Genomic DNA, 26235 nt, shown 5'->3' with positions numbered 1-26235 from the left:
CTCAGGACACCCGCACGAGCGGCGTTGCGGCAATGCCGCCGAATTCGGCCAGTATGGTTTCACCACCAACCGCGGTCTGGCCGACGGCGACACGCGGTGTTGCGGTCGACGGCAGGAACACATCGACGCGCGAGCCGAAGCGGATCAGCCCGAAGCGCTCGCCGATACCGATCGTGCCGCCGGTCTCGGCCCAGCAGACGATGCGCCGCGCCACGAGGCCGGCGATTTGCACCGCAGCCACCGTGCCGTTGGGACTGTCGATGACCAGCCCGTTGCGCTCGTTGTCGGCGCTCGCCTTGTCGAGTGCGGCGTTGAGGAACTGGCCAGGCCGATGCTCTATCCTTGTGATGCGGCCGCGCACCGGAGCCCGGTTCACATGGCAGGAGAAGACGTCCATGAACACCGAGATGCGGGTCATCTCGCCGCCGCCGAGGCCAAGTTCGCGCGGTGGCACTGCCGGACCGACCGCCGTGATGATGCCGTCGGCCGGGCTCACCACCAGCCGGTCGTCGACCGGCGTGACGCGCTCGGGATCGCGGAAGAAATAGACGCACCAGGCCGTCAGGATGAGGCAGACCCAGAACAGGATCGAAGAGAAATAGCCGAGGAAAAGCGTCACCGCTGCGAAGGCGGCGATAAACGGATAGCCTTCGCGATGGATCGGAACAAACGTTTTCTTGATCGTGTCGACGAGGTCCATGGAATGGAAACAGCCTAGTTTCAGGTCCGGCCTCCATAGCGGAAACACCCTGTGGTCGCAACGCAACAATGAGGGAACGCCGGATCGGGGCGTTCTCGTCCGTATTAGTCGATCGCGGGCGTTGGAAGGGTCCAATGAGCCTGTCCACAAAGGCATGACAGTTGTCGGGGCGAGCCGGTCTCATGCGTCCTTGGAGATACGGGCCTTATCAAAGCGCCCGCCGAACGAAAGCTGGAGGCAACAAATGCTGTCACAGAAATCAGCAGCAAAGGAAGCGCGGGTCGTGATGAACGGTCTGGCGTTCGGCGAATCGCCGCGCTGGCATGATGGCAGGCTTTGGTTCTGCAACTGGGGAACCGGCCAGATCATCGCCGTCGATGCCGACGGCAACAGTGAGATCATGCTCACCGTGCCGGCCACCCTGCCCTATTCGGTCGATTGGCTGCCGGACGGTCGCCTGGTCGTCGTCTGCGGGCGTGAGGGGTTGGTGCTGCGCCAGGAAGCAGACGGGACGCTGGTCACCCACGCCGATCTGCGACACCTCTCAGGGAACGCCTGGAACGAGATCGTCGTCGACGGGCGCGGCAACATCTACGTCAATGGCGGTGGGCCAGCGCCGCTTCCCGGCCAGCATTTCGGCCCCGGCACCATCGTGCTGATTGCCCCGGACGGGTCCGTGCGGCAGGTGGCAGACAAGATCGCCTTCGCCAATGGGATGGCGGTGTCGCCTGACAACAAGACGTTGATCGTCGCCGAGTCCCACGCCAACAGGCTGACCGCCTTCGACATCGCCGCCGATGGCAGCCTTGCCAACCGGCGGCGATGGGCCGACCTCGGCAACGGCTTTCCCGATGGCATCTGCCTCGATGCCGACGGCGCCATCTGGTATGCCGACGTCCCCAACCGGCACTGCGTGCGGGTGCGCGAGGGCGGGGCGATGCTCGACAGCGTCGATGCCGATCGCGGCTGCTTTGCCTGCATGCTCGGCGGCGCCGAGGGCAAGACGCTGTTCATCGTCGCCGCCGAATGGCGCGGCTTCGAACACATGATCAGCGACGCCCGCACCGGCCTGGTGCTCAGCATCGAGGCTTCCGCGCCGGGCGCTGGCTGGCCGTAAGGGCTACGACACCTCGGAGGGGCGGCGGCGGACGACGACGCCGAACTCGTCGCGCTCGCGAGCAATGCGCAACCGCTCCTCGGCCTCGGTTGCCTCACGCTGGCGGTCCCACATCGACGCGTACAGGCCGGCCTTGCGCATCAAGGCGGCATGCGTGCCGCGCTCGGCGATCTGGCCGTCCTGCAGCACGATGATCTCGTCGGCCGCAATCACCGTCGACAGCCGGTGGGCGATGACGATGGTGGTGCGGCCCTTGCTCACGAGGTCGAGCGCCGCCTGGATCTCCTGTTCGGTATGGCTGTCGAGAGCCGAGGTCGCCTCGTCGAGCATCAGGATCGGCGGCGCCTTCAAAATGGTGCGGGCGATTGCCACGCGCTGCTTCTCACCGCCGGACAGTTTCAGTCCGCGCTCTCCGACCATCGAACGGTAGCCGTCGGGCAGCCGCTCGATGAACGGCCCGATCTGGGCGAGTTCTGCCGCCTTGCGCACATCCTCCTCGCCGGCATCGACGCGGCCGTAGCGGATGTTGTATGCGATGGTGTCGTTGAACAGCACGGTGTCCTGCGGCACCATGCCGATCGCCGCGCGCAAGCTCTCCTGAGTCACGTCGCGAATGTCCTGGCCGTCGATCAGAATCTTGCCGCCCTGGATGTCGTAAAAGCGGAACAGCAGCCGCGAAATGGTCGACTTGCCGGCGCCCGATGGCCCGACAATGGCAACCGTCTTGCCGGCCGGCACTTCGAAGCTGATGCCTTTCAGGATCTTGCGGTTGGGATCGTAGGAAAACTGCACGTCGCAGAACTCGACCTTGCCGGAGCCGACGACCAGCGGCTTGACACCCGGCTTGTCGACGATCTCCTGCGGCACATCGAGCAGATCGAACATCTGCTCGATGTCGGTCAGGCCCTGGCGGATTTCGCGATAGATGAAGCCGATGAAGTTGAGTGGCACCGAAAGCTGGATCAGCATTGCGTTGATGAAGACGAAGTCGCCAACCGTCTGCGTCCCAGCCTGCACCTCAAGCGCCGAAAGGCACATGACGATAACCGTGCCGAGACCGAAGATGACGCCCTGGCCGAAGTTCAGCCAGCCGAGCGAGGTCCATATCCTGGTGGCGGCAGTCTCGTAGCGCGCCATCGAACGGTCGAAGCGCTCGGCTTCCATGCCCTCGTTGTTGAAATACTTGACCGTCTCGAAATTGAGCAGCGAGTCGATCGCCTTGGTGCTGGCATCGGTGTCGCTGTCGTTCATGTCGCGGCGAATGACGATGCGCCAGTCGCTCGCCCTGATGGTGAACCAGATATAGAGCCAGACCGTCACCGCCACCACAGCCACGTACTTCCAGCCATAGGTGACCGCGAAGATGCCGGCTGTCAGCGCGAATTCGAGGATGGTCGGCAAGGTGTTGAGCACGGTGAAGCGGACGATCGTCTCGATGCCCTTGGTGCCGCGCTCGATGATGCGCGACAGGCCGCCGGTGCGGCGCTCGAGATGGAAGCGCAGCGACAATTGATGCATGTGGACGAAAGTGCGGAAGGCGAGCTGGCGCACCGCATACTGCCCGACGCGGGCAAACAGCGCGTCGCGCAGCTGGTTGAAACCGAGCTGCACCAGCCGCACGACATTGTAGGCGATGACCAGCATGACTGGCGCCAGCATGAAGGCCGGCAGCGGCGGCACCGACTTGGCGTCACCAGCCAGCGCATCGGTCGCCCATTTGAAGAAGTAGGGACCGGCAACCAGTGTCAGCTTGGCGACGACCAGAAGCACGGTCGCCCACGCCACCCGCGCCCGCAGGTCGGCACGGTCGGCCGGCCACATATAGGGCCACAGATTGCGCAATGTCTTGAAGGTCGAGCCAGAATCGGCGGAGACAGTTTTTTCGGCCATTTTATCGCCTTTTCGTATTTCTTATTGCTTTGACCATGATCTTTTCAGAACACCGGCTTCCACTTTTCGCAGACGCGGTCCTTCGGTTCGGGATGATAGTCTAGCGGCCGGAGCAGCACGAATTGACCAGTGCGGCCAGCGATGCGGAAACATCTTCGAGCGCATCGCTGTCGACTTCATAGCGCGAGCGTTGCCGATCCGGCTCGTAGCGGACGAGCCCGGCATCGACCAATATCTTTAGGTGCTGCGAAACGGTGGACTGCGCCAGGTCGAGATGGTCGACGATCTCGCGGCAGCAGCAGGAGCGGCTGGCCGAAAGGTGCCGGAGAATTTCGATCCGGGTCGGATGCGAAAGCGCGGCGAGCTTCGCGGCGACGGTCTGGCTGTCGGCGAAGCCGCAGGTCTTCTCGATCAAGGGAGCGTTCATCGTCTATCGGCGATAGACGATGAATGAACTTTCCGCAAGAGCCCGCCAGAGAAGAAAAGGATTTCTAGTTGGCCTTTGTCGGGGCCGTCGTCATCTGGTCACCCATCGCCTTGAGGTTGGCGGCTTCGCCTTCCTGCGATTTTCCGGGGACCTTGAACACCTGCCCCGGCCAGATGCGGTCGGGATTCCTGATCTGATCCTGATTGGCGAGGTAGATGGTCGAGTAGCGAACGCCTTGGCCGTAGACGCGCCGCGAAATCCGCCACAGCGTATCGTGGCGGCGGATGATAACGGCGCTGTCGGCGTGTTCGAGCTTCGGCGCCGCGGTCTCGGGCACTTCAGCCTGGGGCGTCGCAGCCGCCACATCGGCTGGCGCCTCGGCCGCGGGCGCCGCAGGCGTGGTTGCCGGCGCGGCCGGCTTTGCCTCGGCAGGCGCCACGGCGGCGATCGACTCGCCCGGCTCGCGCTCGAACGGCACGGCGGCACGGGCCACCACCTTGACCCCGTCGGCATCGAGCGCATCGACGTGGATCGTGTAGGTGCCGACCGGAATGTTGCGTGTCGCCTCGACCAGGAAATGGCCGTCGGGCGAAGTCTTCGCGTCGCCGAGCAAGATATCGTTGGCATAGGCGCGCACCTTGCGGCCGGGGTCGGCGAGCCCGGCGACGAAGATCTTGTTGCCGTCGATCTCGATCGCTTCGACGACGACCTTTGGCCCTGCAGCTGGTGTCGCCGGTGGGGCCGGCCCGCCCGGAGCGGGCGCGGCTTCGACAGTGGCCGACGTGGCAGCCGGTGCGGCTGGGGTTGGTGCTGCGGCAGCGGGGTCCCCGACAGCGGAGTCCTCGGCAGCCGGGGCGGCCGCCTTGTCGCCGGCAGGCGGCGATCCAGGCTTTGTTTCGGGTGTAGGAACGGTGAGCAATTCGGAGGCCTTGCCTGGCTCCTCGATCATCGCCAGCACCTGGCCAGCAGGACTCTTGGGAATCGAGACGATAGCCGTCTGCGCCGAGGGCGTCACGACATTGCCGGTCATCGAGCGCAGCGCGATCGTGTAATCGCCGGGTTTCAGCGGATCGTCGAGGACGATGGCAAAAGCGCCATCGGCACCGGCGACCGTCGAGCCGAGAACCGTAGAACCGTTGAGAATCTCGACCTTGGCGTTGGGTGCGGCATTGCCGGCGACGACGATAGAGCCCTTGATTTCGACCCTAACGACATCGAAGGTCGGCGCGATCGCATCGGCCGTGGCCGGCGCTGCTGGTGCCATCGCAGCTGTGGCCGGCGCCGGCGGAGGCGGTGCATCGGTCGCCGGCTCGGCCGGCTTCTCCACCGGCGGCGTCAGCGATGCCACTTCCGCCGGCGGCGCACGATTGAGATACGGGTCGAGCGCGCCTGACACATAGGCGGTCCCCGCCGCGGCGATGGAGCCGCCGACGGCGAACAAAAGCGCCTTTACTGGATTAATTGTCATATTTCCCTGCCCTTAGCCACCTAATGCCGGTCTAGCCTGTTTTGCCCAAGCCGACAAGAAAAAGGGGTCGACGAGAAAAGTGGGCCGACAAGAAAAACCCCGTCCGGGCTTGACCGCGAATAAAGACCCAATCACCAATCATCTCATGAACACGATTCGATCCATCTGCGTCTATTGCGGCTCGTCTCCGGGCCGCGATGTAACCTATGCCAAGGCCGGACACCTGCTTGGGCGTTCGATCGCCAAGTCCGGCCTGCGTCTGATCTATGGCGGCGGCACCAGGGGCATCATGGGAGCCGTCGCCGAGGGCGCAATGCGGGCCGGCGGCAAGGTGACGGGGATCATTCCGCGCTTCCTGATCAACAGGGAGGCCACCGAAACCGCGCTTGACCGGCTTGACGAGCTCGTCATCACCGAAAACATGCACGAGCGCAAGCATACGATGTTCGAGAAATCCGACGCGTTTGTGGCGCTTCCGGGCGGCATCGGCACGGTCGAGGAAATCATCGAGATCATGACCTGGGGCCAGCTCGGCCATCATCGCAAGCCGATCGTCTTCGGCAACGTTGGAGGATTCTGGGACCCGATGCTGGCGCTGCTCGACCATATGATGGCCGAAGGCTTCATCCACACCGCGCAGCGGGTCCGGCCGCTGGTGGTCGACGATCCGGAAGCGATCGTCGCTGCCATCATGGTCGCGGGATCGTCGGTCGACGCACCGACCGAAGGTGTGCAGTCGGTGATCGACAAGCTTTAGGGGAGTATGTAGTGCATGCCGCGCCTGCCCTACTGCCCTACTGCCCTACTGACCCGCCAGATGACATTGCCGACATCGTCGGCGACGAGCAGTGCGCCGGTCTCATCGATAGCAACGCCGACCGGACGGCCCATCGCCTTGCCGTCACGCCCAACGAAGCCAGCGAGCACATCTTTCGGGGGACCGCTCGGTTTACCACCTCGGAACGGCACGAAGATCACCTTGTAACCGCTGAGCACACTTCTGTTCCACGAGCCGTGCTGGCCAACGAACGCGCCGTTGCCGTAGGCTGGGCCGAGCGACGCGCCTTTGGAGAAGGTCAGTCCCAGCGAGGCGGTATGGGAACCCAGCGCATAGTCGGGCTTGACCGCGCTAGCCACGAGATCGGGGCGCTGCGGCTTGACGCGTTCGTCGACGTTCTGTCCGAAATAGCTGTAGGGCCAGCCGTAAAAAGCGCCGTCACGAACCGAGGTCATGTAGTCCGGCACGAGATCGTCGCCGATCTCGTCACGCTCGTTCACGGCGACCCAAAGCTTGCCGGTTTCAGGGTTCCGGGAGAGCCCGTTCGGGTTGCGCAGCCCTGACGCGAAGACCCGGGTACGGCGGGTCGACCGGTCCACTTCAAGGACGGCGGCGCGGTTCTTCTCCGCGGTCATGCCGTTTTCTCCCACGTTACTGTTGGAGCCGACGCTGACATAGAGCTTGCCTCCGTCCGGACTTGCGATCACATCCTTGGTCCAATGATGGTTGAGATCTCCGGCCGGTAAGTCGACAATCTTTTCCGGCGGCGTTGTGGCTCGGGTCTGGCCATTGGAGTAGGGGAAAGCGACAAGCGCGTCGGTATTCGCTACATAGAGAATGCCTTTGGACAGCGTCATACCGAAGGGAGAATTGAGGCCTTCTGCGAACGTCCTGCGCACATCCGCAATGCCGTCGCCATTGGTGTCGCGCAGGAGCGTGATGCGGTTGGCGCTTTTGGTCGCGGCCCCGGCGCGCTTCATAGCCAGGTCCATAAAGACCTTTCTAAGGCTGAAGCCCTCGTCATGCTTGGCAGGGGCATTGGTTTCGGCAACCAGCACGTCCCCGTTCGGAAGCACGTGCAGCCAGCGCGGATGGTCGAGGCCGGTGGCGAAGGCGTTCACCTTCAGCCCGTTCGCCGGGGTCGGCGTACCACCTTTCTGCCAGCCTTTCGCGTCGGCGATGTTGACGGTCGGGATCAGCGTCGGTCTTGGTTTCGGTAAGGTTGGGTTGGGGCCATAGCCGATTATTGCCCCCGTTTTCTGCGCCGAAAAGCCAGCGCAGCCCGCCATGACGGCTCCCAATATCGCTATGAGTAGGCTTCGTGGGAAGCCGGCGTGCATCGGACGTCCTCCGCATGGATTGCGTCGTGCTCTTTACGCAAACGCGAGTCAACGACGTATTATTCCAAACTGTCTCCGAACAACGGCGTTGGTACGCCGCCTCGGATGACCGTCAAAACAGTCACACGAAAACGGTTCGCCCGTGCTAATAATCACAGTCTGGGTCGCCGCCACGCGGCGTATTCGAGACACTGGCGACGCGATAATGAACATCCCTCTCAATCCAGACGGCAGCGATCTGTCGCCTTACCTGCCAGACGAGCACGGGCTGTTCTTCGTCTATCACTTCACCGCCGAAGGCGTGCGGACCAAAGACCCGGCCGCCACACACTGGACATGGCGCAGCTACCAGCTTTCCGACATGCGCGCCCGCCACGAGATCGCCACCGAGCCGGCTTTGCCGCCGCCGGTGCGCGATGCCTTCTTGTCGGCCGGCCATGGCTGCCATATCGACCTCGAGGGCGACTGGCTGTACGGCGATTTGCCGGACCTGCGCCACGACTATTCGGCGGAGGCGCGCGGGCTTGGCCATTTCCGCTTCGCCTTCAACGACATGATGCTGATCGGCGGCCGCAAGCAACCGCTGCAATCGGTCGACAAGATCCGCAAGGCGATCGACAACGGATCGCGAAAGTTCCGCTCTCCGGCCGAACTGATCGAGGCTGTCATGGGCCAGTCGCTCGACGGCATGACGACGGAACTCGCTGGCCTTGGCGACACGCTCGATGGCATCGAGGACCGCATCGTCTGCGATGCATGGCACAATGAGCGGCAGGCGCTGGTCGATGCGCGCCGGCAACTGGTGGTGATCCATCGGCAGATGGCGACGCTGACCAGCCTGTTCCGCCATCTTGACCATTCGCATCGCAATGACCTGCCGGACGCGATCAACGACATGGCGGCACGGCTTTCGCACCGCGCCCATACGTTGCATCATGACGGCGAGCAATTGCAGGCGCGCGCCCGGCTCTTGCAGGACGAGCTGATGGCCAAGCTGACGACGCAGTCGAACCAGTTGCTTTACATGCTGTCGGTGATGACCGCGGTGCTGTTGCCAATGACGATCATCTCAGGCCTGTTCGGCATGAATGTCGGCGGGCTGCCGCTGGTCGATACGCCGGTGGGCTTTTGGGTGGCGTCGGCGATATCGCTCGCGGTCGCGGTGGTCGTCTATCTGTTCGTCAGGCGCCTGGGGCGCGGGATGTAGCGGCACCGTTACAAGGTTGCGCGAAAATCCTCGATGACAGTGCCGGCAGTGCGCACCTCCGCTTCGTGGTTCGGCTCGCGCCACACCTCTGCAAGGGCTGCCGCGTACCATTCGCGCATCGCCGGCAGAGCCAGCAATCGCGCCGGATAGCTGGCAGCTGCGCCCTCGAAGGACAGCCCGTAGGACTGAACCCTAAAAGCCACCGGGGCAAAGAAGGCGTCAACGGCAGTGAAGCGATCGCCAGCCAGGAACGGTCCGCCAAAGCGGCGCAGCCCATCGTCCCAGAGATCGCCGAGACGGAAGAGGTCGTGCTTCAGCGCATCCGACATCGTCACCGGCGCGACGCGGACACCGCAGTTCATCGGACAGGAGCCGCGCAAGGCGGTGAAGCTCGAATGCATTTCGGCCGCTGCCGACCGCGCCCAGGCTCGCGCCTTCGCGTCGGCAGGCCAGACGCCAGTGTGGCGCTCGGCCAGATGTTCAGTGATGGCGAGCGAATCCCAGACTGCCCAGCCGTCGTCAATCAGGCACGGTACGAGGCCGCTGGGCGAGAACGGCCGGTAGAGGCTCCAACTCGATCCGGTCGGAAACGGTGTCAGCCGCTCCTCGAAGGGGACGTCCAATGTCCGCATCAGCACCCATGGCCGCAGCGACCATGAGGAGTAATTCTTGTTTGCTATGTGCAGCACGTACATCGAAAATCCTCGCTCTAACGCATTGCCGGCCGGATCTCGCGGCCGCGGAACATCGACCAGGAATAGATCGCCAGCGCCGCCCAGATCAGGCCGAAGGCGATGGCCTGGGTGCTGCCGAAGGGTTCGCCGAAAATCAGCACGGCGATCACGAACACAATGGTCGGCGCGATATACTGCATGATGCCGATGGTGGAGAGACGCAGCAGCTTGGCCCCGAAGCCAAACAGCAGTAGCGGTATGGCGGTGACCGGGCCGCAGCCGATCAGCAGTGCGGTATCGTTCAGGGAACTGGAGACGAAATGGTCCTGCCCGGTGACGATGAGGAAGATGATGTAGCCGAGCGCCGGCACCGACAGCAACAGCACTTCGAGCAAGAAACCCTGGCTGGGACCGATCGGCAGGGTCTTGCGGAAGAAGGCGTAGGCGGCGAAGGAAAACGCCAGCACCAGCGATACCCACGGCAGCTTGCCGGCGTCGATCGTCAGCACCGCGACCGCGATGGCCGCCAGCACCACCGCCGCGATTTGCAGCCGGTCGAGCCGTTCGCTGAGCAGCAGCGCGCCGACAACGACGCTGACAAGCGGGTTGATGTAGTAGCCAAGCGCGGTCTCGATGGTACGGTCGACCGCGATGGCCCAGACATAGATGCCCCAGTTGACCGAAATCAGCGCCGCCGTCAGCGCCGCCATAGAAATGATGCGCGGCGGACGCAACGCCGCTTTAAAATCCGCCGTGCGGCCGGCCCAAATCAAAACGGCCGCCGCGATCGGCACCGACCAGACGATGCGGTGCGCGATGACTTCGGCCAGCGGCAGATATGCGACGGCCTTCATATAGAAGGGCAGCAACCCCCACAGGAGATAGGCGCCCAGCGCCAGCAGGAATCCACGCCGGGCCTTTGAGTCTGCTTCGAGCTGAATTGCTTGCGTGGCCATGGCCCAACGCTATGCGCCAGCCGCCGGGCCAAGACCATCGCAAAGTTCTGATGGATCAATGGACTTTCGCTGATGGTTCAATCCTACTCCGCCGCGACCAGCCCGGCCATCTCGCGGTTCTTCATCAGCTTGTAGACGATCGAATCCATCAGCGCCTGGAACGAGGCGTCGATGATGTTTTCTGAGACACCGACCGTCCACCAGCGGGCGCCGGTGCTGTCATGCGATTCAATCAGCACGCGCGTGATCGCCTCAGTGCCGCCATTGAGGATACGCACCTTGAAGTCGGCAAGCTCGAGGTCGGCGATCTCGTTCTGGAATTTTCCGAGATCTTTGCGCAGCGCGATGTCGAGCGCGTTGACCGGACCGTGCCCTTCCGCCACCGACATCTTCTCCTCGCCGTCGACCAGCACCTTGACGATCGCCTCTGAGACCGTCTTCAGCTGGCCATTGGCGTCGAAGCGGCGCTCGACCATGCAGCGGAACGAGGTGACGCTGAAGAATTCCGGCAGGCCGTGCAGCATCTTGCGCGCCAGCAGCTCGAAGCTGGCGTCGGCGCCTTCATAGGCATAGCCCTCGGCCTCGCGCTCCTTGACCACTGATATCAGCGCGTCAAGCCGGTGGTCGTCTTTCGGCATTTCGATGCCGCGCCGTTTCAATTCGGCGAGGAAATTGGCCTTGCCGCCCTGGTCCGAGACCATGACCCGGCGGCGGTTGCCGACCGCTTCCGGCGGCACGTGCTCGTAGGTGGCCGGCTCCTTGGCCAGCGCCGAGGCATGGATGCCGGCCTTGGTGGCGAAGGCGGAAGCGCCGACATAGGGCGCCTGCGCTTCCGGCGCGCGGTTCAGCAATTCGTCGAAGGCGCGGGAAAGGCGCGATATGCCGGCCAATGCTTCGGCCGAGATGCCCGTCATAAAACGGTTGGAGAAGGCCGGCTTCAGCGCCAGCGTCGGCACGATCGAGATCAGATTGGCGTTGCCACAGCGCTCGCCGATGCCGTTCAGCGTGCCCTGGATCTGGCGCACGCCGGCCTCGACGGCGGCCAGCGAATTCGCCACCGCCTGGCCGGTGTCGTCATGGGCATGGATGCCGAGATGGTCTCCGGGAATGCCGGAGGCGATGACCTTCTCGACGATGGCGCGCACTTCCGACGGCTGTGTGCCGCCATTGGTATCGCACAGCACCACCCAGCGCGCGCCGGCGTCGTAAGCGGTCCTGGCGCAAGCCAGCGCATAATCGGGATTGGCCTTGAAGCCGTCGAAGAAATGCTCGCAGTCCACCAGTGCTTCCTTCCCGGCAGCAACCGCCGCCTCGACCGAGGCCTTGATCGCCTCGAGGTTTTCTTCGTTGGTGCAACCCAGCGCGACGCGGACATGGTAGTCCCAGCTCTTGGCGACAAAGCAGATGGCGTCCGACTTCGACTGGACCAGTGCGGCAAGGCCTGGATCGTTCGAAGCCGACGCCCCTGCCCTTTTGGTCATGCCGAAGGCGACGAATTTGGCGGTTGCCGTGCGGTGCTTGGCAAAGAAGGCGGTGTCGGTCGGGTTGGCACCGGGATAGCCGCCTTCGATATAGTCGACGCCGAACTCGTCGAGCAGCCCGGCGATGGCGATCTTGTCCTCGATCGAAAAGTCGATGCCCGGCGTCTGCTGGCCATCACGCAGTGTGGTGTCGAAGAGATAGAGGCGCTCGCGGCCCATGATCATTTCCCCGCAAACTTGTCCGTCGCCCGGATCAGCCGGTCGAGGATGCCCGGCTCCGAATAGGCATGCCCTGCGCCCTCGACCAGATGGAAGTCCGCCTTCGGCCACGCCTTGTGCAGCGCCCAGGCATAGCGCGCCGGGCACGGCATGTCGTAGCGGCCTTGGACGATGGTGCCGGGGATGTCCTTCAACTTGAAGGCATCACGCAGCAGCTGCCCGTCCTCAAGCCAGCCAGCATGGACGAAATAATGGTTCTCGATGCGGGCGAAGGCCACGGCGTAATCGTCTTCGCCAAACGTGCTGCTGGTTTCCGGATCGGGCAACAGCGTGATCGTCTCGCCTTCCCACAGGCTCCAGGCGCGGGCGGCCTCGACCTGTGCCTTGCGGTCGCTGCCGACCAGCCGCTTGCGATAGGCGGCCATCATGTCGCCGCGCTCGGCCTCGGGGATCGGCGCCAGGAAGCGCTCCCATTTGTCGGGAAACATTTCCGAGACGCCGAACTGATAGTACCATTCGAGCTCCGCACGCGTCAGTGTGTAAATGCCGCGCACGACCAGTTCGCTGACCCGCTCGGGGTGCGTCTCGGCATAAGCCAGCGCCAGGGTCGAGCCCCACGAGCCGCCGAACACCAGCCATTTTTCGAAGTCGCACGTGTCGCGCAGGCGCTCGATGTCGGCGATCAGATGCCAGGTGGTGTTGGCCTCGAGCGAGGCGTTGGGCGTCGACTTTCCGCAGCCGCGCTGGTCGAACAGGATGACGTCGTAAAGCTTCGGATCGAACAGCCGTCGGTGCTTTGGCGAAATCGTGCCGCCTGGTCCGCCATGCAGGAACACGGCCGGCTTGGCGCCCCTGGTGCCGGAACGCTCCCAATAGATCTGATGGCCATCGCCGACATCGAGCATGCCGGACTCGTAAGCCTCTATCTCCGGATAGAGGGTGCGCAGTTCACTGCTCATAATTTCAGGCCCTGCTGCGGCCAGTTGGCCGTCTCGTGATCCGGATGCTGGAAGGAGATGATCAATTCCTGCCTTGTGTAGTAGTCGGGATCGTCATGGACCGGCGCGTCGAAGATCTTCTCCACCCAGGGCAGCCGGGCGGCGTAGTTGATCTGGATCTGCGGTGCGAGGTCGGAGCGATCGTCAAATGCGCCGATGGCGATCTCAAGCCCGCCAGGCTGCCTGTAGGTCAACGGCGTGCCGCAGCGGCTGCAAAAACCGCGATCGATGTTGACCGACGACTGGAAATAGCTCGGCTCCTCGCGCACCCATTCGACACCGTCCTTCGGCACCGTCACCAGCGCGCCGAAGAAGGAACCGAACTGTTTCTGGCACATGCGGCAATGGCAGATGGAAGGGCGTCCAAGCGCCCCACGAATGCGGAAACGCACGGCGCCGCACTGGCAGCCGCCGGTTCGAACGGTTTCGGTCATGATCTTTCCTCCGGCGGCCATTGTTCGGTGTCGTGGTCGGGGTGCTGGTAAGAGACGAGATCGGCGAGATAGGAGGACGACGAAATATCGGCCATCGTATCCTCGCCAGGCAATTCGTGGATGTGATCGACATAGGGGAGTTTTGCTTCGGTGCCCCACTGGACGGTCGGCGCGATCTCCTCCGCATGGTCGAAGGCCGCGATGGCGAGTGCGATGCCGTCGGGCGCGTCGAAAGTGAGCGGCGTGCCGCAATCGGCGCAAAAACCGCGCCAGGCGGCGCTGGAGGAACGAAAGCGTTTGGGCGCGCCGCGCGTCCAGTCGAGTTTTGCGCCACGCACCGACACCAGCGGCAGGTAGAAATTGCCGCTTGCCTTCTGGCACATGCGGCAATGACAGACGGAGGCGTCGCCCAGCGCGCCTTCGACACGGAAACGCACGGCGCCGCACTGGCAGCCGCCTGTGTAGACCGGTCTGTTATCCAGGCTCATCGCTTCACTCCGGGGCATGGCAGACGGCTTCGATATTATTGCCGTCGGGGTCGAAGACAAAGGCGCCATAGTAGCTCGCGTGATAGTGCGGACGAAGGCCCGGCCCACCATTATCCTTACCGCCGGCGGCAATGGCGGCGGCGTGGAAGGCATCGACTTCGGCGCGGCTGCGCGCGGTGAAGGCGACATGCTGGCGGTCCTTCGGCTTGTCCTTGCCTTGATGCAGCCAAAACACCGGCCGGTCGCGGCCATAGCCGCCGACCTTGGCGCCGCCGGTATATTCCTGCGGCACCATGTAGAGCAGTGAGGCACCGAGCGGCGCCATCGCCTTGTCATAAAACGCCTCCGACGCGTCGAAATCGGAAACGGTGATGCCAAGATGATCGATCATCTTTTTACCTCCCAGGTGGTGATGCGGGCGCTGGTGACGGGGTCCTTGCCGTCCTTCAGCTGGATACCTTGCGCCAGCAATTCGGCACGGATGCGGTCGGCCTCGGCCCAATTTCCTGCAGCGATGAGGGTCAGGCGTTTGGCGATCGCCCTGGCGATGGCGTCTTCATCAACCTTGGCCGGCGTAACGTCGAAGCCAAGGAACAGCAACGCCGCCTTCAGCGAAGCGGCAGCATCGTTGCACGCGGTTGCGTTGCCATCACCGGCAGCATTGAAATCCACGGCCTCACCAGCAAGCCGGGTCAGCACCTGGAACGCAGGATAGGTTGCGAGATCGTCCGACAGGGCTTCCACCACTTCTACCGGCAATTGCTTTGCCGCCGCTGGCACAAGGTCCGCCGCCCGCTTCCATTTGCGCAGCGTATTTTCCGCCTCTTCCAGCTTGCGCACGGAAAAGTCGATCGGCTCGCGATAATGCGTCATCAGCATCGCCAGCCTGAGCACCTCGCCCGGCCATCTGCGGCCGCCAAAGGTCTCCGTCTCCAGCAACTCGTTGATCGAGTAGAAGTTGCCCAGGCTCTTGGACATCTTCTGCCCCTCGACCTGCAGGAAGCCGTTGTGCATCCACACCTTGGCCATCACATCGGTGCCGTGGGCGCAGCGCGACTGGGCGATCTCGTTCTCGTGGTGCGGGAAGATCAGGTCGAGCCCGCCGCCATGGATGTCGAAGACCTCGCCGAGATAGGCGGCCGACATCGCCGAGCACTCGATGTGCCAGCCTGGCCGGCCCCTGCCCCACGGGCTGTCCCAGCCCGGCTCTTCCGGCGATGACAGCTTCCACAGCACGAAATCGCCAGGATTCTTCTTGTGTGGATCGACGGCGACGCGAGCGCCGGCCTGCTGTTCGTCGAGATTGCGCTTCGACAATTGGCCGTAGTCCGGCATCGAGGCCGTGTCGAACAGTACTTCGCCTGCCGCAACATAGGCATGGCCGCGTTCAATCAACCGTTGAATCAAGGAGATCATGTCGACTTTGCCATCGGCGCGCGGCTCGACGAATTCGGTGGCGCGCGGCTCGACCGTCGGTTCCAGGCAGCCGAGCGTCGCCACATCCTTGTGGAACTGGTCAGCGGTCTTTTCGGTGACCCGCCGGATCGCTTCGTTCAGCGACAGCTTTCCGGAGGCAATCTCGGCGCCGAAATCGCGCAGTGCGCGATCATTAATCTTGTCGTCGACATCCGTGATGTTGCGCACATAGGTGACGTGCGCTTGCCCGTAGAGATGGCGCAGCAGACGAAACAGCACGTCGAAGACGATTACTGGCCGCGCGTTGCCGATATGGGCAAAGTCGTAGACCGTCGGGCCGCAGACATACATGCGCACATGGCGCGGATCGATCGGGAAGAAATCCTCCTTGGTCCGCGTCAGCGTGTTGTAGAGGCGCAGGCCCTTCGATGCGTCAGACATTCGTGCCTTCCCGGTGCGTTACTTTTTGGTTGGGGCCACTTGCGCCGAGACGCAATCAGGCACCAGCCTGCTGGCCGGGGCGTTTGTCCACTCTAGAAGGAAGATAGGCGAAAACGTCCGGACCAGCGTGAAGCTAGCCAATAATGCAGATGCCACAAATGGCGAAAGACGTTCTCATGAGCGGCTTTATCGCCTCACCCAGTGTTGCCGTCAAGTCGCAACTTTCGGCAAAAGAGTGGCTTGATCACAGGTAATGACGCAATGAAACATTTTATTAAACATCTCGGCACAGTCATGAAACATTCGCCGGCTAGACCACCAGACGTCACGATTTCGTCGGATTCGACCAGCAAACGCGGACACGAAGACGTTACCAGGGAAGAGAAAAATGCCTCGAGCCAAGCAGGACTCCAGCAGCGCCAAGCAACCGGCGCTTGCCAGCCAATACCGGGCGATCGGCCCAGCCGCGATTGTCGCCGCCCTTCTCCACACAGCGAAGAAGAAGAAGCCGGTGCAGAAGATCACCTCGCCGCGCGCTGCCTGATGTGACGCGCGCCCGGCCGTTCGCCAGTAAATGGGAGCGCCGGCAATGAAGGCGCTGAAGCGTCCCCGGAAATAGCAGCTACTGCTGAAACAAGCTCATCTGGACTGTCGTCCGCGCCCGGCTTCCGGCGCCTGGCCTTCTCGGGCTCCGGCCCGCCATGCCCCTTTCCTGAATCTCCGGTCCGGTGTTGGCGACCTTGTTGACGAGGTCGGAAACCGGGACGGCCTCGAAGAAATCGAGTTGTGCCGGTCTGAGCAGGTCGGCCACGTCGCGCGGCTCGCGCGTGCGGCAATCCAGCCAGCGGGCGAAATCCTGCGGATCTATCACAACCGGCATGCGGTCGTGGATATGAACAATGTCGGCATTGGCGTTGACGGTCAGGATGGCGCCGGTGTCCATCTCCGAGCCGCCCGGCTCGGCATAGGTCTCGATCAGTCCGGCGAAGGCGACAAGCCCGCCATGCTTCGGCCGCACCCAATAGGGCTGTCCCCTCTTGCCGCCTGATTGACGCATTCGTAGAAGCCGGAAGCCGGCACCAAAGCGCGGCGATGGCGCATGGCGGCGCGAAACGAGGCCTTTTCCGCTGCTCCCTCCGAGCGCGCGTTGAACAGCAGCGGAAACTCACGCGTGTCCTTCACCCACGCCGGGATCAGCCCCCAGCGCACCAGCATCGGCTGCCGGTCTGGCAGGTTCGAACCTGGCGCCCGCGGCAAGCCTGCAATCGCCATCAGCACCGGCTGCGTCGGTGCGATATTGTAGCGGGCCGGGAAATCCTCCAGTTCTGGCAGACCAAGAAAAGCGGCGGCCCGGTCCGGCGTGGCGGTCAAGGCGAAGCGTCCGCACATAAGCTAAAAACTCGTTGGATTGGTCAGATGTGAAGGTGGCGATGGAACCGGCGTCGCGCAACCGCTAATGCTTCCTCACGCCGACCGGTCCACAACCGGCTGCAGCAAATGACGATCGGAGACCCATGGACGAGATGCGTAAAATACTGCCGGCTGTATCGGTCGCCATTGTCCGCGGCGACACGGTGCTGCTGGTCAAGCGGGCGCGGCAGCCTTCGCAAGGATTTTACGCGTTTCCAGGCGGCAAGGTCGAGGCCGGCGAAACGCTGGAACAAGCCGCGCAACGCGAATTGCTGGAGGAAACCGGGTTGCAGGCGCGCAACTACCGCCCGCTTCGGGAAATCCACATCGACGGCGGCAGCGACGGGCACCCGGTCGACTACCTGCTGACGGTATTCGGCGCCACCTATGCCAGCGGCGAGCCCGTGGCCAGCGACGACGCCGAGACCGCCGCCTTCTATACACTCAGCGAAATGACGGCGCTGCCGCTTGCCGCTTCGGTGTTTGCCGTTGCCGAAGAATTGCTCAGGAATACAGGGGCGTAACGTCCAAAATCGCCTTGCAGGCGACAAATTGTTTGGCCACATAGATTTATGATCCGCGCATCGCTTTTCCTTGCAGCTTGCCTCGCCGCCAGTACGGCGATCGGGACGCGGCCGGCCATGGCCGCCGAGTCGCCGTTCGAGCCGGGGCTGATGCGGCTGGCGGAGGTGCTTGGGTCGCTGCATTTCCTGCGTAATCTCTGCGGCGAGAAGGGCGACCAGTGGCGGGTGGAGATGGAGAAGCTGATTGCTTCGGAAAACCCGAACCCGGAGCGGCGCGCCCGCTTTATCGCCAGCTTCAACCGCGGCTACCGCTCCTTCGGCGGCACCTACAAGCAGTGTACCGCCTCGGCGACCGAAGCCATCAGCCGCTACATGAAGGAAGGCGAGACGCTGTCGCGCGACATCGCCTCGCGCTACGGCAACTGACCCTGGCTCCCTTTGCTTGTGTCCGGCCCGCTTGTGTCCGGCTCGCTCGTGTTCGGCCCGCTTGTGTTTCGGTTGCGTCTTGGTGCAATCGTTGTGTTGCATTTCTGCAACGATGTTAACGAAACGTTACGGCGCGGATGTGGAATTAACTCAAACTGAAGGTTTTCATCCCGCTCGCCGGCCTAATCGGCTAAGTTTGAATCGGATCGAACGCAGGTTTGCAAAACGTGACGAACCCTTGTCGAAACGACCCCAGAAATGTCGTATTTACAAGTACTTACTTAACCTGCGTGTAAAAGGGACAGCCCAAGCCTGATCCGCATCCGCCGGATCGCCGCTTGAAAAGGGTGGACATCGCAATGGAACATGGCGTCAACGACATCGACGCGCTGGTCAGGGAAGAAAAGCGCCTGACTGCAGTGGAAAGCCACAGCGAGGCCTGGGCGGAAGGGCTTTCGGCCGGAATTGAGCCGGAAATCATCGCCGAGGCGGCCCTCGAAACCGCGTTCGGCGAGATGCTGCGCGCCAATGGCGAGACCTCGGCCCTTGCCCTGCTCGACCGCATGCGTGAAAAGGTGATAGCCGGGGCCTTCGAACCAGGACGGCTGCGGCACTGACCGGCATCAGGCTCGTTGACCAACGCGTGCCGCCTGGGCGTTATGCCCCGGGTACCTGGGCGGGTCTGGGCACCTGTAAGGGCCTGGGCATCTGGACGGAATCATGGAGAGGCAGGCGGTGAATTTTTCGACGTCAGGCCAGCCGCGTGGCTTGGCCCTCAGCATCCAGCTCGCCGCTTTTTGCGCCGCGTTTCCGCTGGCGCTTTCCCTCGCAATCAGCCCCGCCTATGCTTTGAGTGAAATCAAGCGCGAGGAGCTGCCCTCGCCAGTCACGCCGCCCGCCGACGACGACATGTCGCCGCCCGGAACCGCGGTGCCGACGCCCGGCCCGCTCGGCGCGACGCCGCCTGCGGCCAGCCAACCGACGCCGCCCGACGAACGGGAACAGATCGAACCGGGCGGGCCAACAGACGATGGTGGCATAGCCAATCCGCAAGCCGACCCGGATGAACCCTTGCCCGAGGTCGTCTACGATCTCGGCAAGCTGCCGGAGCCGGTCAGGCGCATGCACGATTTGATCATCGAGGCCTGCAAGAGCGGCGACATCGAAAAACTCCGGCCGCTGATCGGCCAGGGCGATGCGATGACCCAATTGTCGCTGAGCGAGATCGAAGGCGACCCGATCACCTTCCTGAAAGGGCTTTCGGGTGACACGGAAGGCCAGGAAATCCTCGCCATCCTGGAAGAGGTGCTCAGTGCCGGCTATGTCCATGTCGATGTCGGCACGCCGCAGGAGCTCTATGTCTGGCCATATTTCTTCGCGCTGCCGCTGGACAAGCTCGACGCCAGGCAGCGGGTCGAACTGTTCAAGATCGTCACTGCCGGCGACTATGACAGCATGAAGCAGTTCGGCGCCTACATCTTCTACCGCGTCGGCATCACCCCGGATGGACAGTGGACGTTCTTCGTCGCAGGGGATTGAGCGGCATTGCCTCTCCTACCCTCAAGCCCGCCCAGAGCATCGGAGTGGATACCGGTTTTTGGGAAAATCCGATGCTCAAACAGAAGATAAGCGGCGGTACGATGCGATTTGAAAGTCCGCCGATCTAAACCGCTAGCGCCTCGGAAAACTCCACCGCCCGGCCCTGTCCGAGGGTGACGATCTCGCCTTCCCACATCACACGCCGGCCGCGCACGACGGTTCCGACCGGCCACCCGGTCACTTCTCTGCCGTCATAGGGTGTCCAGCCGGCCTTCGAGCCTGCCTGCGCATTGGTGATGGTCTCGCGGCGCTTCAGATCGACAATCGTGAAGTCGGCGTCGTAGCCGGCGGCGATGCGGCCTTTCCTGGCCATGCCGAAGATGCGCTGCGGACCGTGGCTGGACAGGTCGACGAAACGCTGCAACGTCAGCCGGCCGGCATTGACGTGGTCGAGCATGATCGGCACCAGCGTCTGCACGCCGGTCATGCCCGACGGCGAGGCCGGATAGGGCTTTGCCTTTTCGGCCGGCGTGTGCGGGGCGTGGTCGGAACCCAGCACATCGATAATGCCTTGCGCAATGCCGTGCCAGATGCCGTCGCGGTGGCGCGATGCGCGTACCGGCGGGTTCATCTGGATCAGCGTGCCAAGCTGCGCATAATCATTCGCGCTCAGCGTCAGATGATGCGGCGTCGCCTCGCAGGTCGCGACATCCTTATGCTGCTCGAGGAAGGCGATCTCCTCGGAGGTTGAGATGTGCAGCACGTGGATGCGGGCACGAACCTGGCGCGCGATACGCACCAGGCGCTCGGTGCAGCGAAGTGCCGCGATCTCGTCGCGCCACACCGGATGCGAGGCCGGATCGCCCTCGATGCGTTCGCCGAGCCGCTCGCGCAGCCGGAATTCGTCCTCGGAATGGAAGGCCGCACGGCGGCGCGTATTCCTCAGGATCGAGGCAACGCTTTCATCATCCTCGACCAATAGATCGCCGGTGGACGAGCCCATGAACACTTTTATGCCGGCCGCGCCGGGCAGCCGCTCCAGTTCGCCGGCGTCCTTTGCGTTCTCGCGGGTGCCACCGACCCAGAAGGCAAAGTCGCAATGCATGCGGCCGGTGGCGCGCCGAATCTTGTCGGCAAGCGCTGCTTCGCTGGTGGTCAGCGGGTTGGTGTTGGGCATCTCGAAGACGGTGGTGACGCCGCCCAGCACCGCTGCCCGCGAGCCTGTCTCCAAATCTTCCTTGTGCTCCAGCCCTGGCTCGCGGAAATGCACCTGACTGTCGACGACGCCCGGCAGGATGTGCAGGCCGCGACAGTCGACTGTCTCGCCAGCGGAAGCCTGGCCAACATCGCCGATAGCGGCGATGCGCCCGCCGTTGATGCCGATGTCGCGCCGGCCTTCGCCATCGTGGTTGACCACCGTGCCGCCTGTCAGGATGAGGTCGTAGGTCGTGGCCATGCTGATCCGGTCTCTTGCGGGGGGAGTGTCAGCGGCTTACGTAATGGCCGACTGTTTTGCAAGATCAGGTTTCCGCCCATGCCCTTTGCCCAGTTGAAAGACCGCGCGCTCGTTTCCGTGTCAGGCCCGGATGCCGAGACCTTTTTGCAGAACATTCTGACCACCGACCTCGACGCACTGGCTGCCGGCGAAGCAAAGCCGGGCGCTTTGCTGACGCCGCAAGGCAAGATCCTGTTCGATTTCCTGATCTCCCGCGCTGGCGAGAATTTGTTCCGACTCGAATGCCGATCCGATATATCAGACGATTTCATGCGCCGGCTGATGCTCTACAAGTTGCGCGCCAAGGTCGAGATCGCCAAGGTCGATCAGGGGCTTGTCGCTGTTGCGTGGGGAGATGATTCAACCACTTCGCAATTTGATTCAACACCGGTTGCCGATGCACGGTTCCTCGACGCAGTCGTCAATCGCTTTTATGGCGCCGCTGCCGCGGGCGGCGACCCGGCCGCATGGCAAGCTCTGCGCATCGCCCATGGGATTGCCGAAAGTGGCAGCGACTATCAGCTCGGTGAAGCCTTCCCGCATGATGTGCTGCTCGATGAAACCGGCGGCGTCGGCTTCAGGAAGGGGTGCTATGTCGGCCAGGAGGTGGTTTCGCGGATGCAGCATCGCGGCACCGCCAGACGGCGGGTGCTGATCGTTTCGGCCGAACAGCCCCTGCCCGCCCCCGGCACAGAGTTGACAGTTGCCTGGCGACCGGTCGGCACGCTTGGCACGGCCGCCGGCACGGCGGGCCTCGCCATAGCCCGCATCGACCGTGTCAAGGCAGCGCTCGACGCCGGCCAGCCGATCATGGCGGATGACGTCCCGGTGTCGCTCACCATCCCAGCCTGGGCGAAATTCATCTTCCCGCAGGAACCCGTCGGCGCGGAGGAGGCCTGATGGCGGCCGACCGTCCCGGCGCGCCACCGCGCGCCTGGCAGCGCATGCTGTCGGGCCGGCGCCTCGATCTGCTCGACCCCTCGCCGCTCGACATCGAGATCTCGGACATCGCCCATGGGCTCGCCCGCGTCGCCCGCTGGAATGGCCAGACCATCGGCGATCACGCCTTTTCCGTCGCCCAGCATTCGCTGCTGGTCGAGGCGCTTTTCGGCGAGCTGGTGCCGGACGCCCCAGCCGACGCTCGGCTGGCGGCTTTGCTGCACGACGCGCCGGAATATGTCATCGGCGACATGATCTCACCGTTCAAATCGGTGATGGGCGGCAGCTACAAGGAGTGCGAGCTGAGGCTGCAGCGTGCCATCCATCTGCGCTTTTCGCTGGCGGTCGAACCGATTGCGGGCCTGCGCAAGGAGATCAAGCGCGCCGACCAGATCGCCGCCTATTTCGAGGCGACGCTGCTTGCCGGCTTTTCGACCGCCGAGGCGACCGAATTCTTCGGCCGGCCGCGCGGCTTCAATGCCGACCGCTTCGATTTCACCCCGCGTTCGGTGACCTGGGCGCAAGACGCGTTCCTCGAACGGTACGCGGCAATCGAGAAATCGCGGCGCCAAACGCTGCAGCCGGCCGACTGAAAAACGGCAAATTAACCGAAACGGATCCAAGCGAAACTTCGACCTACGAGGAAACGATTTCGGCATCGGTTATTCGTCCCTCGGCTATATCCGCCGCTTCTCTGTCGACAAGATCAAGATCGACCCCTCCTTCATTCGCGACATCGACAACCGCGACACGGCATGCTGTCATGGCGAAACCCGGACGTTCCCGCCGGGTCACAGGTGGCCGCTCAATGCCTCGGCCATGTCCTTGTTCGTCGCCACGGGAACGATCTCGAATTCGACCAGATCCGCCCATTCGACGACCCAGCGCTGCAGCAGCGTCACGTCATCGGCCTCCACCAGCAGGAAACAGCGGCTCATATCCGCCCCGATCCAGCTGTGGTGCACGAGAAGCGCGTCCGGCTTCAGGCGGCCCTGGTCGCGAAAGCGACGGTAGATCTCCTTCCGGTCACAGCCGCGAAAATCCTCGGTCACAAAAAACAGCACCTCTGTCCCCCACTCGGATGATTATCGTCCCGGTCGGTCCAGCCGCTCCAGGAACCACTGCGTCAGCCGCACCCAGACCTCGTCTTTTTCGCCAGAGTCCTCCCAGCCGTGGTCGAGATTGGGATTGTCGTTGACCTCGATGACGAAGACACCGTCCTTGGTCTCCTTGAGGTCGACGCCGTAGAGGCCATCGCCGATGCAGCGCGCCGCCCTCACCGCGGTCTCGACGACATGGGCCGGCGCCTCCTTCAAGGTGAAAGTCTTGATGCCGCCCTGGTCGGGCTTACCGTTGGCCTTGTGGTTGACGATCTGCCAGTGCTTCTTGGCCATCAGGTAGTGCACGGCAAACAGAGGCTGGCCGCCGAGCACGCCGACGCGCCAGTCATATTGGGTCGGAATGAATTTCTGTGCGATCAAGAGATCGGAATCCTCCAGCCATTCGGTGGCAAGCGTCTTCAGCTCCTCAAAGGTGGCGCATTTCTTGACGCCGCGTGAAAACGACGAGTCCGGGATTTTCAGCACCAGCGGAAAGCCCAGCGTCTGCGCCGCCACTTCAAGGTCCGAGATGCCGGCGATCATCACCGTCGGCGGCACCGGCACCTTGTTGTAGGTCATCAGCTCGTTGAGATAGACCTTGTTGGTGCAGCGGATCATCGACAGCGGATCATCGATGACCGGCATGCCTTCCTGCTGGGCGCGGCGTGCGAAGCGGTAGGTGTGATTGGAGATCGAAGTCGTCTCGCGGATGAACAGCGCGTCGTAGTTGGCGAGCTTGGCCAGATCCTTTTTGGTGATCGGCTCGATTTCGACGCCCATCTTTTCGGCGATCTTGGCCCAATAGCGCAGCGACGAGATCTCCGATGGCGGCAACTCCTCATGAGGATCGACCAGCGTGGCGAAGGTGTAGCGCGCCGGCGTGCGGCCCTTGGTGTCACGCCACTCGCGGCTGGTGTAGGTCTCGAGGCACTGAAGGAAGCGCTTTTCTTCCTCCTCGGTCATCCTGGCCAGCGGATGGAAGCCGATCTTGCGGATCGAGGCCCATTCGGCGCTGTCCGTGATGTGGACTTCCAATGCCGGCGCTCGGAACCAGTCGAACAAAAGCTTGGCGAAGCGATCCCATATCCTCGACGAGCCGATGCCGAAGAAGATGCAGACTTTTTGCGGAAAGGCTCCGCCCAGATCCTTGCGACATTTGTTGAGCGCGAGTTCCAGCTCCGGCAGCGCATGATCGTAGAGCTTGCGCTCGGACAGGTCGATCATCGTCTCGACCGTCGGAATGACCTTGTGACCGCGCGAACCGGCGAGCAGCGAGGCATAGTAGCCGCGGCTTTGGTAGCCGTAATTGTTCGACAGGTTGATGACTTTCGGCCGCTGGCCGCGAAACAGCGCCGGATGCGCAAGATAGTCGCGATTGGTGATGATCTTGTGCGGTGTCGCCACCTGGTCGAGATCGTTCTGCCGGCCGGTAAGGATGACCCAGGTCATTGTCTGTCGCGCTTTCCGAGGATTATAGCGGCACGCAATCCATCGCGGCCGAATTGCGCCATGTTCATGAAGATGCCGTAAGGCACCGGAATGTTGGCGGCATCAAGGATGGTCTCCTGTCTCTCGTCTTCGACCCAGGGATCGTGGATCAGGATATGGTCGCCATCGTCGCCGATGGCCAGCACCCAGTGCGGAACCTTCTTGCCAAACATTAGGAAGCCGCTGATCAGGACCAACACCAGTTTTCCTTCTGCGATCGCGGTGCGAACATCGTCGAGGGCGAATGGACGGTAATTCAGCGGGATGCCGTAATGTTCCGCGCGCCGGCGAAAGTCGACCTGCGCCAGTTCCATCACCCGCCGCTTGTCTTGGCTGCGCACCGACTGCAGGAACAGCGCACCATGGAAGGAGACATATATCTCGGCAGACAGCCCGCTTTCGTGGCCGGCAACAGCGAGGCCGAACGGCTCGCAGCCGCCCGGCCCCGACATCATGAAAACGGTGGTCGACTCGCGCCACAAGCGGATTTCCATCACCGGGTCGGGCACGAAGCCGGCATCGAAATTGGCCATCGCCATCATCAGGCAGCACGGGCCGCAAGTGAAATCGCAGGTCTGCTGGTAGAACGGCACCCTGGTGGCGACCGGAATGTCGCCGCGCAAGGTCTTTTCGTAGCGCAGCGCCGTGGCACCGTCCTCGTAATAATCCGGTTCGCGGCCGATCTTGCGGTAGCCGCTCTGCTCGTAAATGCGGATGGCTCGGCTGTTGTCCTCGCGCACCTCGAGACGCAGCATCATCCGGTTGTGCTCGAAGGCGGCTTCCTCGGCCCGTTCAAGCAGCATGCGGCCAATGCCAAGCCCGCCGGAAAGCGGACCGGTGGCGATGGAATAGAGCCGCGCGACTCCGCTGCCCTTGCGAAACAGCACGACCGCATAGCCGGCGACGCGGCCGTCGTTTTCGGCAACCAGCATCTCGGCGGTCTCGCGTTCGATCAACTGACGAAAGGAACGCCGGGAAATGCGGTCGCCAGAGAAAACAGCCTTCTCGATCGCCGCGAGGTCATCGACGTCGGACGCGCGGGCCGTGCGAATCTCGGCAGGCATGCGGGCTTGGAAAACCTCGATTGGATTGTGGAAGGGCCTGGTCGGAAGTGTCGACAACACAGCCGAAGCGCCAGCATCCGTCAAGCGCTATCGCACCTCGATTCGGGCTGAATTGTGACAGTTTCGGCGGCGCATGACCCCTTAAAATCGAAATCGATTTTCGGAAAGGAACATGCGCAAATTGATGCATGTCGCGCAAACGTGCGCAGCGGTTTC

At 63.0% G+C, this 26235-nt stretch carries 27 protein-coding genes and 2 pseudogenes; 11 read left to right on the top strand and 18 right to left on the bottom strand.

Annotated elements, in window-relative coordinates; genetic code table 11:
• Position 1: 1 nt before the first annotated feature.
• On the bottom strand, positions 2 to 700 hold the full coding sequence (locus tag NMG70_RS06490) for a phosphatidylserine decarboxylase (RefSeq protein ID WP_095483175.1): 699 nt from the start codon (positions 698 to 700) through the stop codon (positions 2 to 4).
• Between the two features lie 244 nt (positions 701 to 944).
• Between NMG70_RS06490 and NMG70_RS06485 the strand changes: the two genes are divergently transcribed.
• The gene (locus NMG70_RS06485; protein WP_254023758.1) at positions 945 to 1817 is read left to right on the top strand and encodes an SMP-30/gluconolactonase/LRE family protein; all 873 of its coding nucleotides are present in this window, start codon (positions 945 to 947) and stop codon (positions 1815 to 1817) included.
• A gap of 3 nt (positions 1818 to 1820) precedes the next feature.
• Here NMG70_RS06485 and NMG70_RS06480 read toward each other — a convergent pair whose 3' ends face one another.
• The 3 genes from NMG70_RS06480 to NMG70_RS06470 form a co-directional block, all read right to left on the bottom strand.
• Complete coding sequence (locus NMG70_RS06480) at positions 1821 to 3707, bottom strand: ABCB family ABC transporter ATP-binding protein/permease (protein WP_254023757.1); 1887 nt, start codon at positions 3705 to 3707, stop codon at positions 1821 to 1823.
• A 100-nt stretch (positions 3708 to 3807) separates the two neighbouring features.
• The gene (locus NMG70_RS06475) at positions 3808 to 4134 is read right to left on the bottom strand and encodes an ArsR/SmtB family transcription factor (protein ID WP_254023756.1); all 327 of its coding nucleotides are present in this window, start codon (positions 4132 to 4134) and stop codon (positions 3808 to 3810) included.
• Between the two features lie 64 nt (positions 4135 to 4198).
• Positions 4199 to 5602 (bottom strand): LysM peptidoglycan-binding domain-containing protein, encoded by a 1404-nt coding sequence (locus tag NMG70_RS06470; RefSeq protein WP_254023755.1) that lies wholly within the window; start codon positions 5600 to 5602, stop codon positions 4199 to 4201.
• A gap of 145 nt (positions 5603 to 5747) precedes the next feature.
• Here NMG70_RS06470 and NMG70_RS06465 point away from each other — a divergent pair, with 145 nt between their 5' ends.
• Positions 5748 to 6359, top strand: coding sequence for an LOG family protein (locus tag NMG70_RS06465; protein WP_027152697.1), 612 nt, complete (start codon positions 5748 to 5750; stop codon positions 6357 to 6359).
• A gap of 29 nt (positions 6360 to 6388) precedes the next feature.
• Here NMG70_RS06465 and NMG70_RS06460 read toward each other — a convergent pair whose 3' ends face one another.
• The gene (locus NMG70_RS06460) at positions 6389 to 7720 is read right to left on the bottom strand and encodes a PQQ-dependent sugar dehydrogenase (protein WP_254023754.1); all 1332 of its coding nucleotides are present in this window, start codon (positions 7718 to 7720) and stop codon (positions 6389 to 6391) included.
• Between the two features lie 205 nt (positions 7721 to 7925).
• Here NMG70_RS06460 and NMG70_RS06455 point away from each other — a divergent pair, with 205 nt between their 5' ends.
• Positions 7926 to 8927, top strand: coding sequence for a transporter (locus NMG70_RS06455; RefSeq protein WP_254023753.1), 1002 nt, complete (start codon positions 7926 to 7928; stop codon positions 8925 to 8927).
• Positions 8928 to 8935: 8 nt separating this feature from the next.
• Here NMG70_RS06455 and NMG70_RS06450 read toward each other — a convergent pair whose 3' ends face one another.
• The 8 genes from NMG70_RS06450 to cysS form a co-directional block, all read right to left on the bottom strand.
• Positions 8936 to 9622 carry a glutathione S-transferase family protein gene (locus tag NMG70_RS06450; protein ID WP_254023752.1) on the bottom strand — a complete coding sequence of 229 codons (687 nt, stop codon included), beginning with the start codon at positions 9620 to 9622 and terminating at the stop codon, positions 8936 to 8938.
• A gap of 14 nt (positions 9623 to 9636) precedes the next feature.
• The gene (rarD, locus tag NMG70_RS06445) at positions 9637 to 10557 is read right to left on the bottom strand and encodes an EamA family transporter RarD (protein WP_254023751.1); all 921 of its coding nucleotides are present in this window, start codon (positions 10555 to 10557) and stop codon (positions 9637 to 9639) included.
• An 83-nt stretch (positions 10558 to 10640) separates the two neighbouring features.
• Positions 10641 to 12257 (bottom strand): citramalate synthase, encoded by a 1617-nt coding sequence (gene cimA / locus NMG70_RS06440; RefSeq protein WP_254023750.1) that lies wholly within the window; start codon positions 12255 to 12257, stop codon positions 10641 to 10643.
• Between the two features lie 2 nt (positions 12258 to 12259).
• Positions 12260 to 13216: a prolyl aminopeptidase gene (gene pip, locus NMG70_RS06435; RefSeq protein ID WP_254023749.1), complete on the bottom strand. Its 957-nt coding sequence runs from the start codon at positions 13214 to 13216 to the stop codon at positions 12260 to 12262.
• Positions 13213 to 13689: a GFA family protein gene (locus NMG70_RS06430; RefSeq protein ID WP_254023748.1), complete on the bottom strand. Its 477-nt coding sequence runs from the start codon at positions 13687 to 13689 to the stop codon at positions 13213 to 13215. The genes pip and NMG70_RS06430 overlap by 4 nt, the downstream gene beginning before the upstream one ends.
• Positions 13686 to 14177 carry a GFA family protein gene (locus tag NMG70_RS06425; RefSeq protein WP_254023747.1) on the bottom strand — a complete coding sequence of 164 codons (492 nt, stop codon included), beginning with the start codon at positions 14175 to 14177 and terminating at the stop codon, positions 13686 to 13688. The genes NMG70_RS06430 and NMG70_RS06425 overlap by 4 nt, the downstream gene beginning before the upstream one ends.
• A gap of 4 nt (positions 14178 to 14181) precedes the next feature.
• On the bottom strand, positions 14182 to 14568 hold the full coding sequence (locus NMG70_RS06420) for a VOC family protein (RefSeq protein ID WP_254023746.1): 387 nt from the start codon (positions 14566 to 14568) through the stop codon (positions 14182 to 14184).
• Positions 14565 to 16034 carry a cysteine--tRNA ligase gene (cysS, locus tag NMG70_RS06415; RefSeq protein WP_254023745.1) on the bottom strand — a complete coding sequence of 490 codons (1470 nt, stop codon included), beginning with the start codon at positions 16032 to 16034 and terminating at the stop codon, positions 14565 to 14567. Before cysS ends, NMG70_RS06420 begins: the two co-directional genes overlap by 4 nt.
• 388 nt (positions 16035 to 16422) lie before the next feature.
• Between cysS and NMG70_RS06410 the strand changes: the two genes are divergently transcribed.
• Complete coding sequence (locus NMG70_RS06410) at positions 16423 to 16578, top strand: hypothetical protein (protein ID WP_023800743.1); 156 nt, start codon at positions 16423 to 16425, stop codon at positions 16576 to 16578.
• Positions 16579 to 16656: 78 nt separating this feature from the next.
• On the opposite strand, the pseudogene NMG70_RS06405 reads toward NMG70_RS06410, so the two are convergent.
• A pseudogene (locus NMG70_RS06405) lies at positions 16657 to 17423 on the bottom strand (SOS response-associated peptidase).
• Positions 17424 to 17548: 125 nt separating this feature from the next.
• On the opposite strand from NMG70_RS06405, the gene NMG70_RS06400 reads away from it, so the two are divergent.
• The 4 genes from NMG70_RS06400 (at position 17549) to NMG70_RS06385 (ending at position 19933) form a co-directional block, all read left to right on the top strand.
• Positions 17549 to 17968 (top strand): NUDIX hydrolase, encoded by a 420-nt coding sequence (locus NMG70_RS06400; RefSeq protein WP_254023744.1) that lies wholly within the window; start codon positions 17549 to 17551, stop codon positions 17966 to 17968.
• Between the two features lie 48 nt (positions 17969 to 18016).
• On the top strand, positions 18017 to 18394 hold the full coding sequence (locus NMG70_RS06395; RefSeq protein WP_254023743.1) for a TIGR02301 family protein: 378 nt from the start codon (positions 18017 to 18019) through the stop codon (positions 18392 to 18394).
• A gap of 359 nt (positions 18395 to 18753) precedes the next feature.
• Positions 18754 to 19011, top strand: coding sequence for a hypothetical protein (locus NMG70_RS06390; RefSeq protein ID WP_077381793.1), 258 nt, complete (start codon positions 18754 to 18756; stop codon positions 19009 to 19011).
• A gap of 118 nt (positions 19012 to 19129) precedes the next feature.
• Complete coding sequence (locus tag NMG70_RS06385) at positions 19130 to 19933, top strand: alanine and proline-rich secreted protein Apa (protein WP_254023742.1); 804 nt, start codon at positions 19130 to 19132, stop codon at positions 19931 to 19933.
• A 124-nt stretch (positions 19934 to 20057) separates the two neighbouring features.
• On the opposite strand, the gene NMG70_RS06380 is transcribed toward NMG70_RS06385, so the two are convergent.
• Positions 20058 to 21389: a dihydroorotase gene (locus tag NMG70_RS06380; protein WP_254023741.1), complete on the bottom strand. Its 1332-nt coding sequence runs from the start codon at positions 21387 to 21389 to the stop codon at positions 20058 to 20060.
• Between the two features lie 78 nt (positions 21390 to 21467).
• Here NMG70_RS06380 and ygfZ point away from each other — a divergent pair, with 78 nt between their 5' ends.
• The 3 genes and pseudogenes from ygfZ to NMG70_RS32855 all read left to right on the top strand — a co-directional run.
• The gene (ygfZ, locus tag NMG70_RS06375) at positions 21468 to 22328 is read left to right on the top strand and encodes a CAF17-like 4Fe-4S cluster assembly/insertion protein YgfZ (protein ID WP_254023740.1); all 861 of its coding nucleotides are present in this window, start codon (positions 21468 to 21470) and stop codon (positions 22326 to 22328) included.
• Positions 22328 to 22960 (top strand): HD domain-containing protein, encoded by a 633-nt coding sequence (locus NMG70_RS06370; RefSeq protein ID WP_254023739.1) that lies wholly within the window; start codon positions 22328 to 22330, stop codon positions 22958 to 22960. The genes ygfZ and NMG70_RS06370 overlap by 1 nt, the downstream gene beginning before the upstream one ends.
• 52 nt (positions 22961 to 23012) lie before the next feature.
• Positions 23013 to 23123 (top strand): annotated as a pseudogene (locus tag NMG70_RS32855) (EAL domain-containing protein); the annotation flags it as partial.
• Between the two features lie 35 nt (positions 23124 to 23158).
• On the opposite strand, the gene NMG70_RS06365 reads toward NMG70_RS32855, so the two are convergent.
• From NMG70_RS06365 to NMG70_RS06355, 3 genes are read right to left on the bottom strand one after another with little or no spacing between them, the layout of a single operon-like run.
• Positions 23159 to 23419, bottom strand: coding sequence for a DUF3303 domain-containing protein (locus tag NMG70_RS06365; protein WP_254023738.1), 261 nt, complete (start codon positions 23417 to 23419; stop codon positions 23159 to 23161).
• A 33-nt stretch (positions 23420 to 23452) separates the two neighbouring features.
• Positions 23453 to 24916 (bottom strand): RimK family ATP-grasp domain-containing protein, encoded by a 1464-nt coding sequence (locus NMG70_RS06360; protein ID WP_254022575.1) that lies wholly within the window; start codon positions 24914 to 24916, stop codon positions 23453 to 23455.
• Positions 24913 to 26019, bottom strand: a complete 1107-nt coding sequence (locus NMG70_RS06355; protein ID WP_254023737.1) for a peptidase C39 family protein — start codon at positions 26017 to 26019, stop codon at positions 24913 to 24915. The genes NMG70_RS06360 and NMG70_RS06355 overlap by 4 nt, the downstream gene beginning before the upstream one ends.
• Positions 26020 to 26235 lie beyond the last annotated feature (216 nt).

The sequence above is a fragment of the Mesorhizobium ventifaucium genome (assembly GCF_935822925.1).
GTDB classification, from domain to species: domain Bacteria; phylum Pseudomonadota; class Alphaproteobacteria; order Rhizobiales; family Rhizobiaceae; genus Mesorhizobium; species Mesorhizobium ventifaucium.
This window is presented reverse-complemented; position numbering and strand designations above follow the sequence as displayed.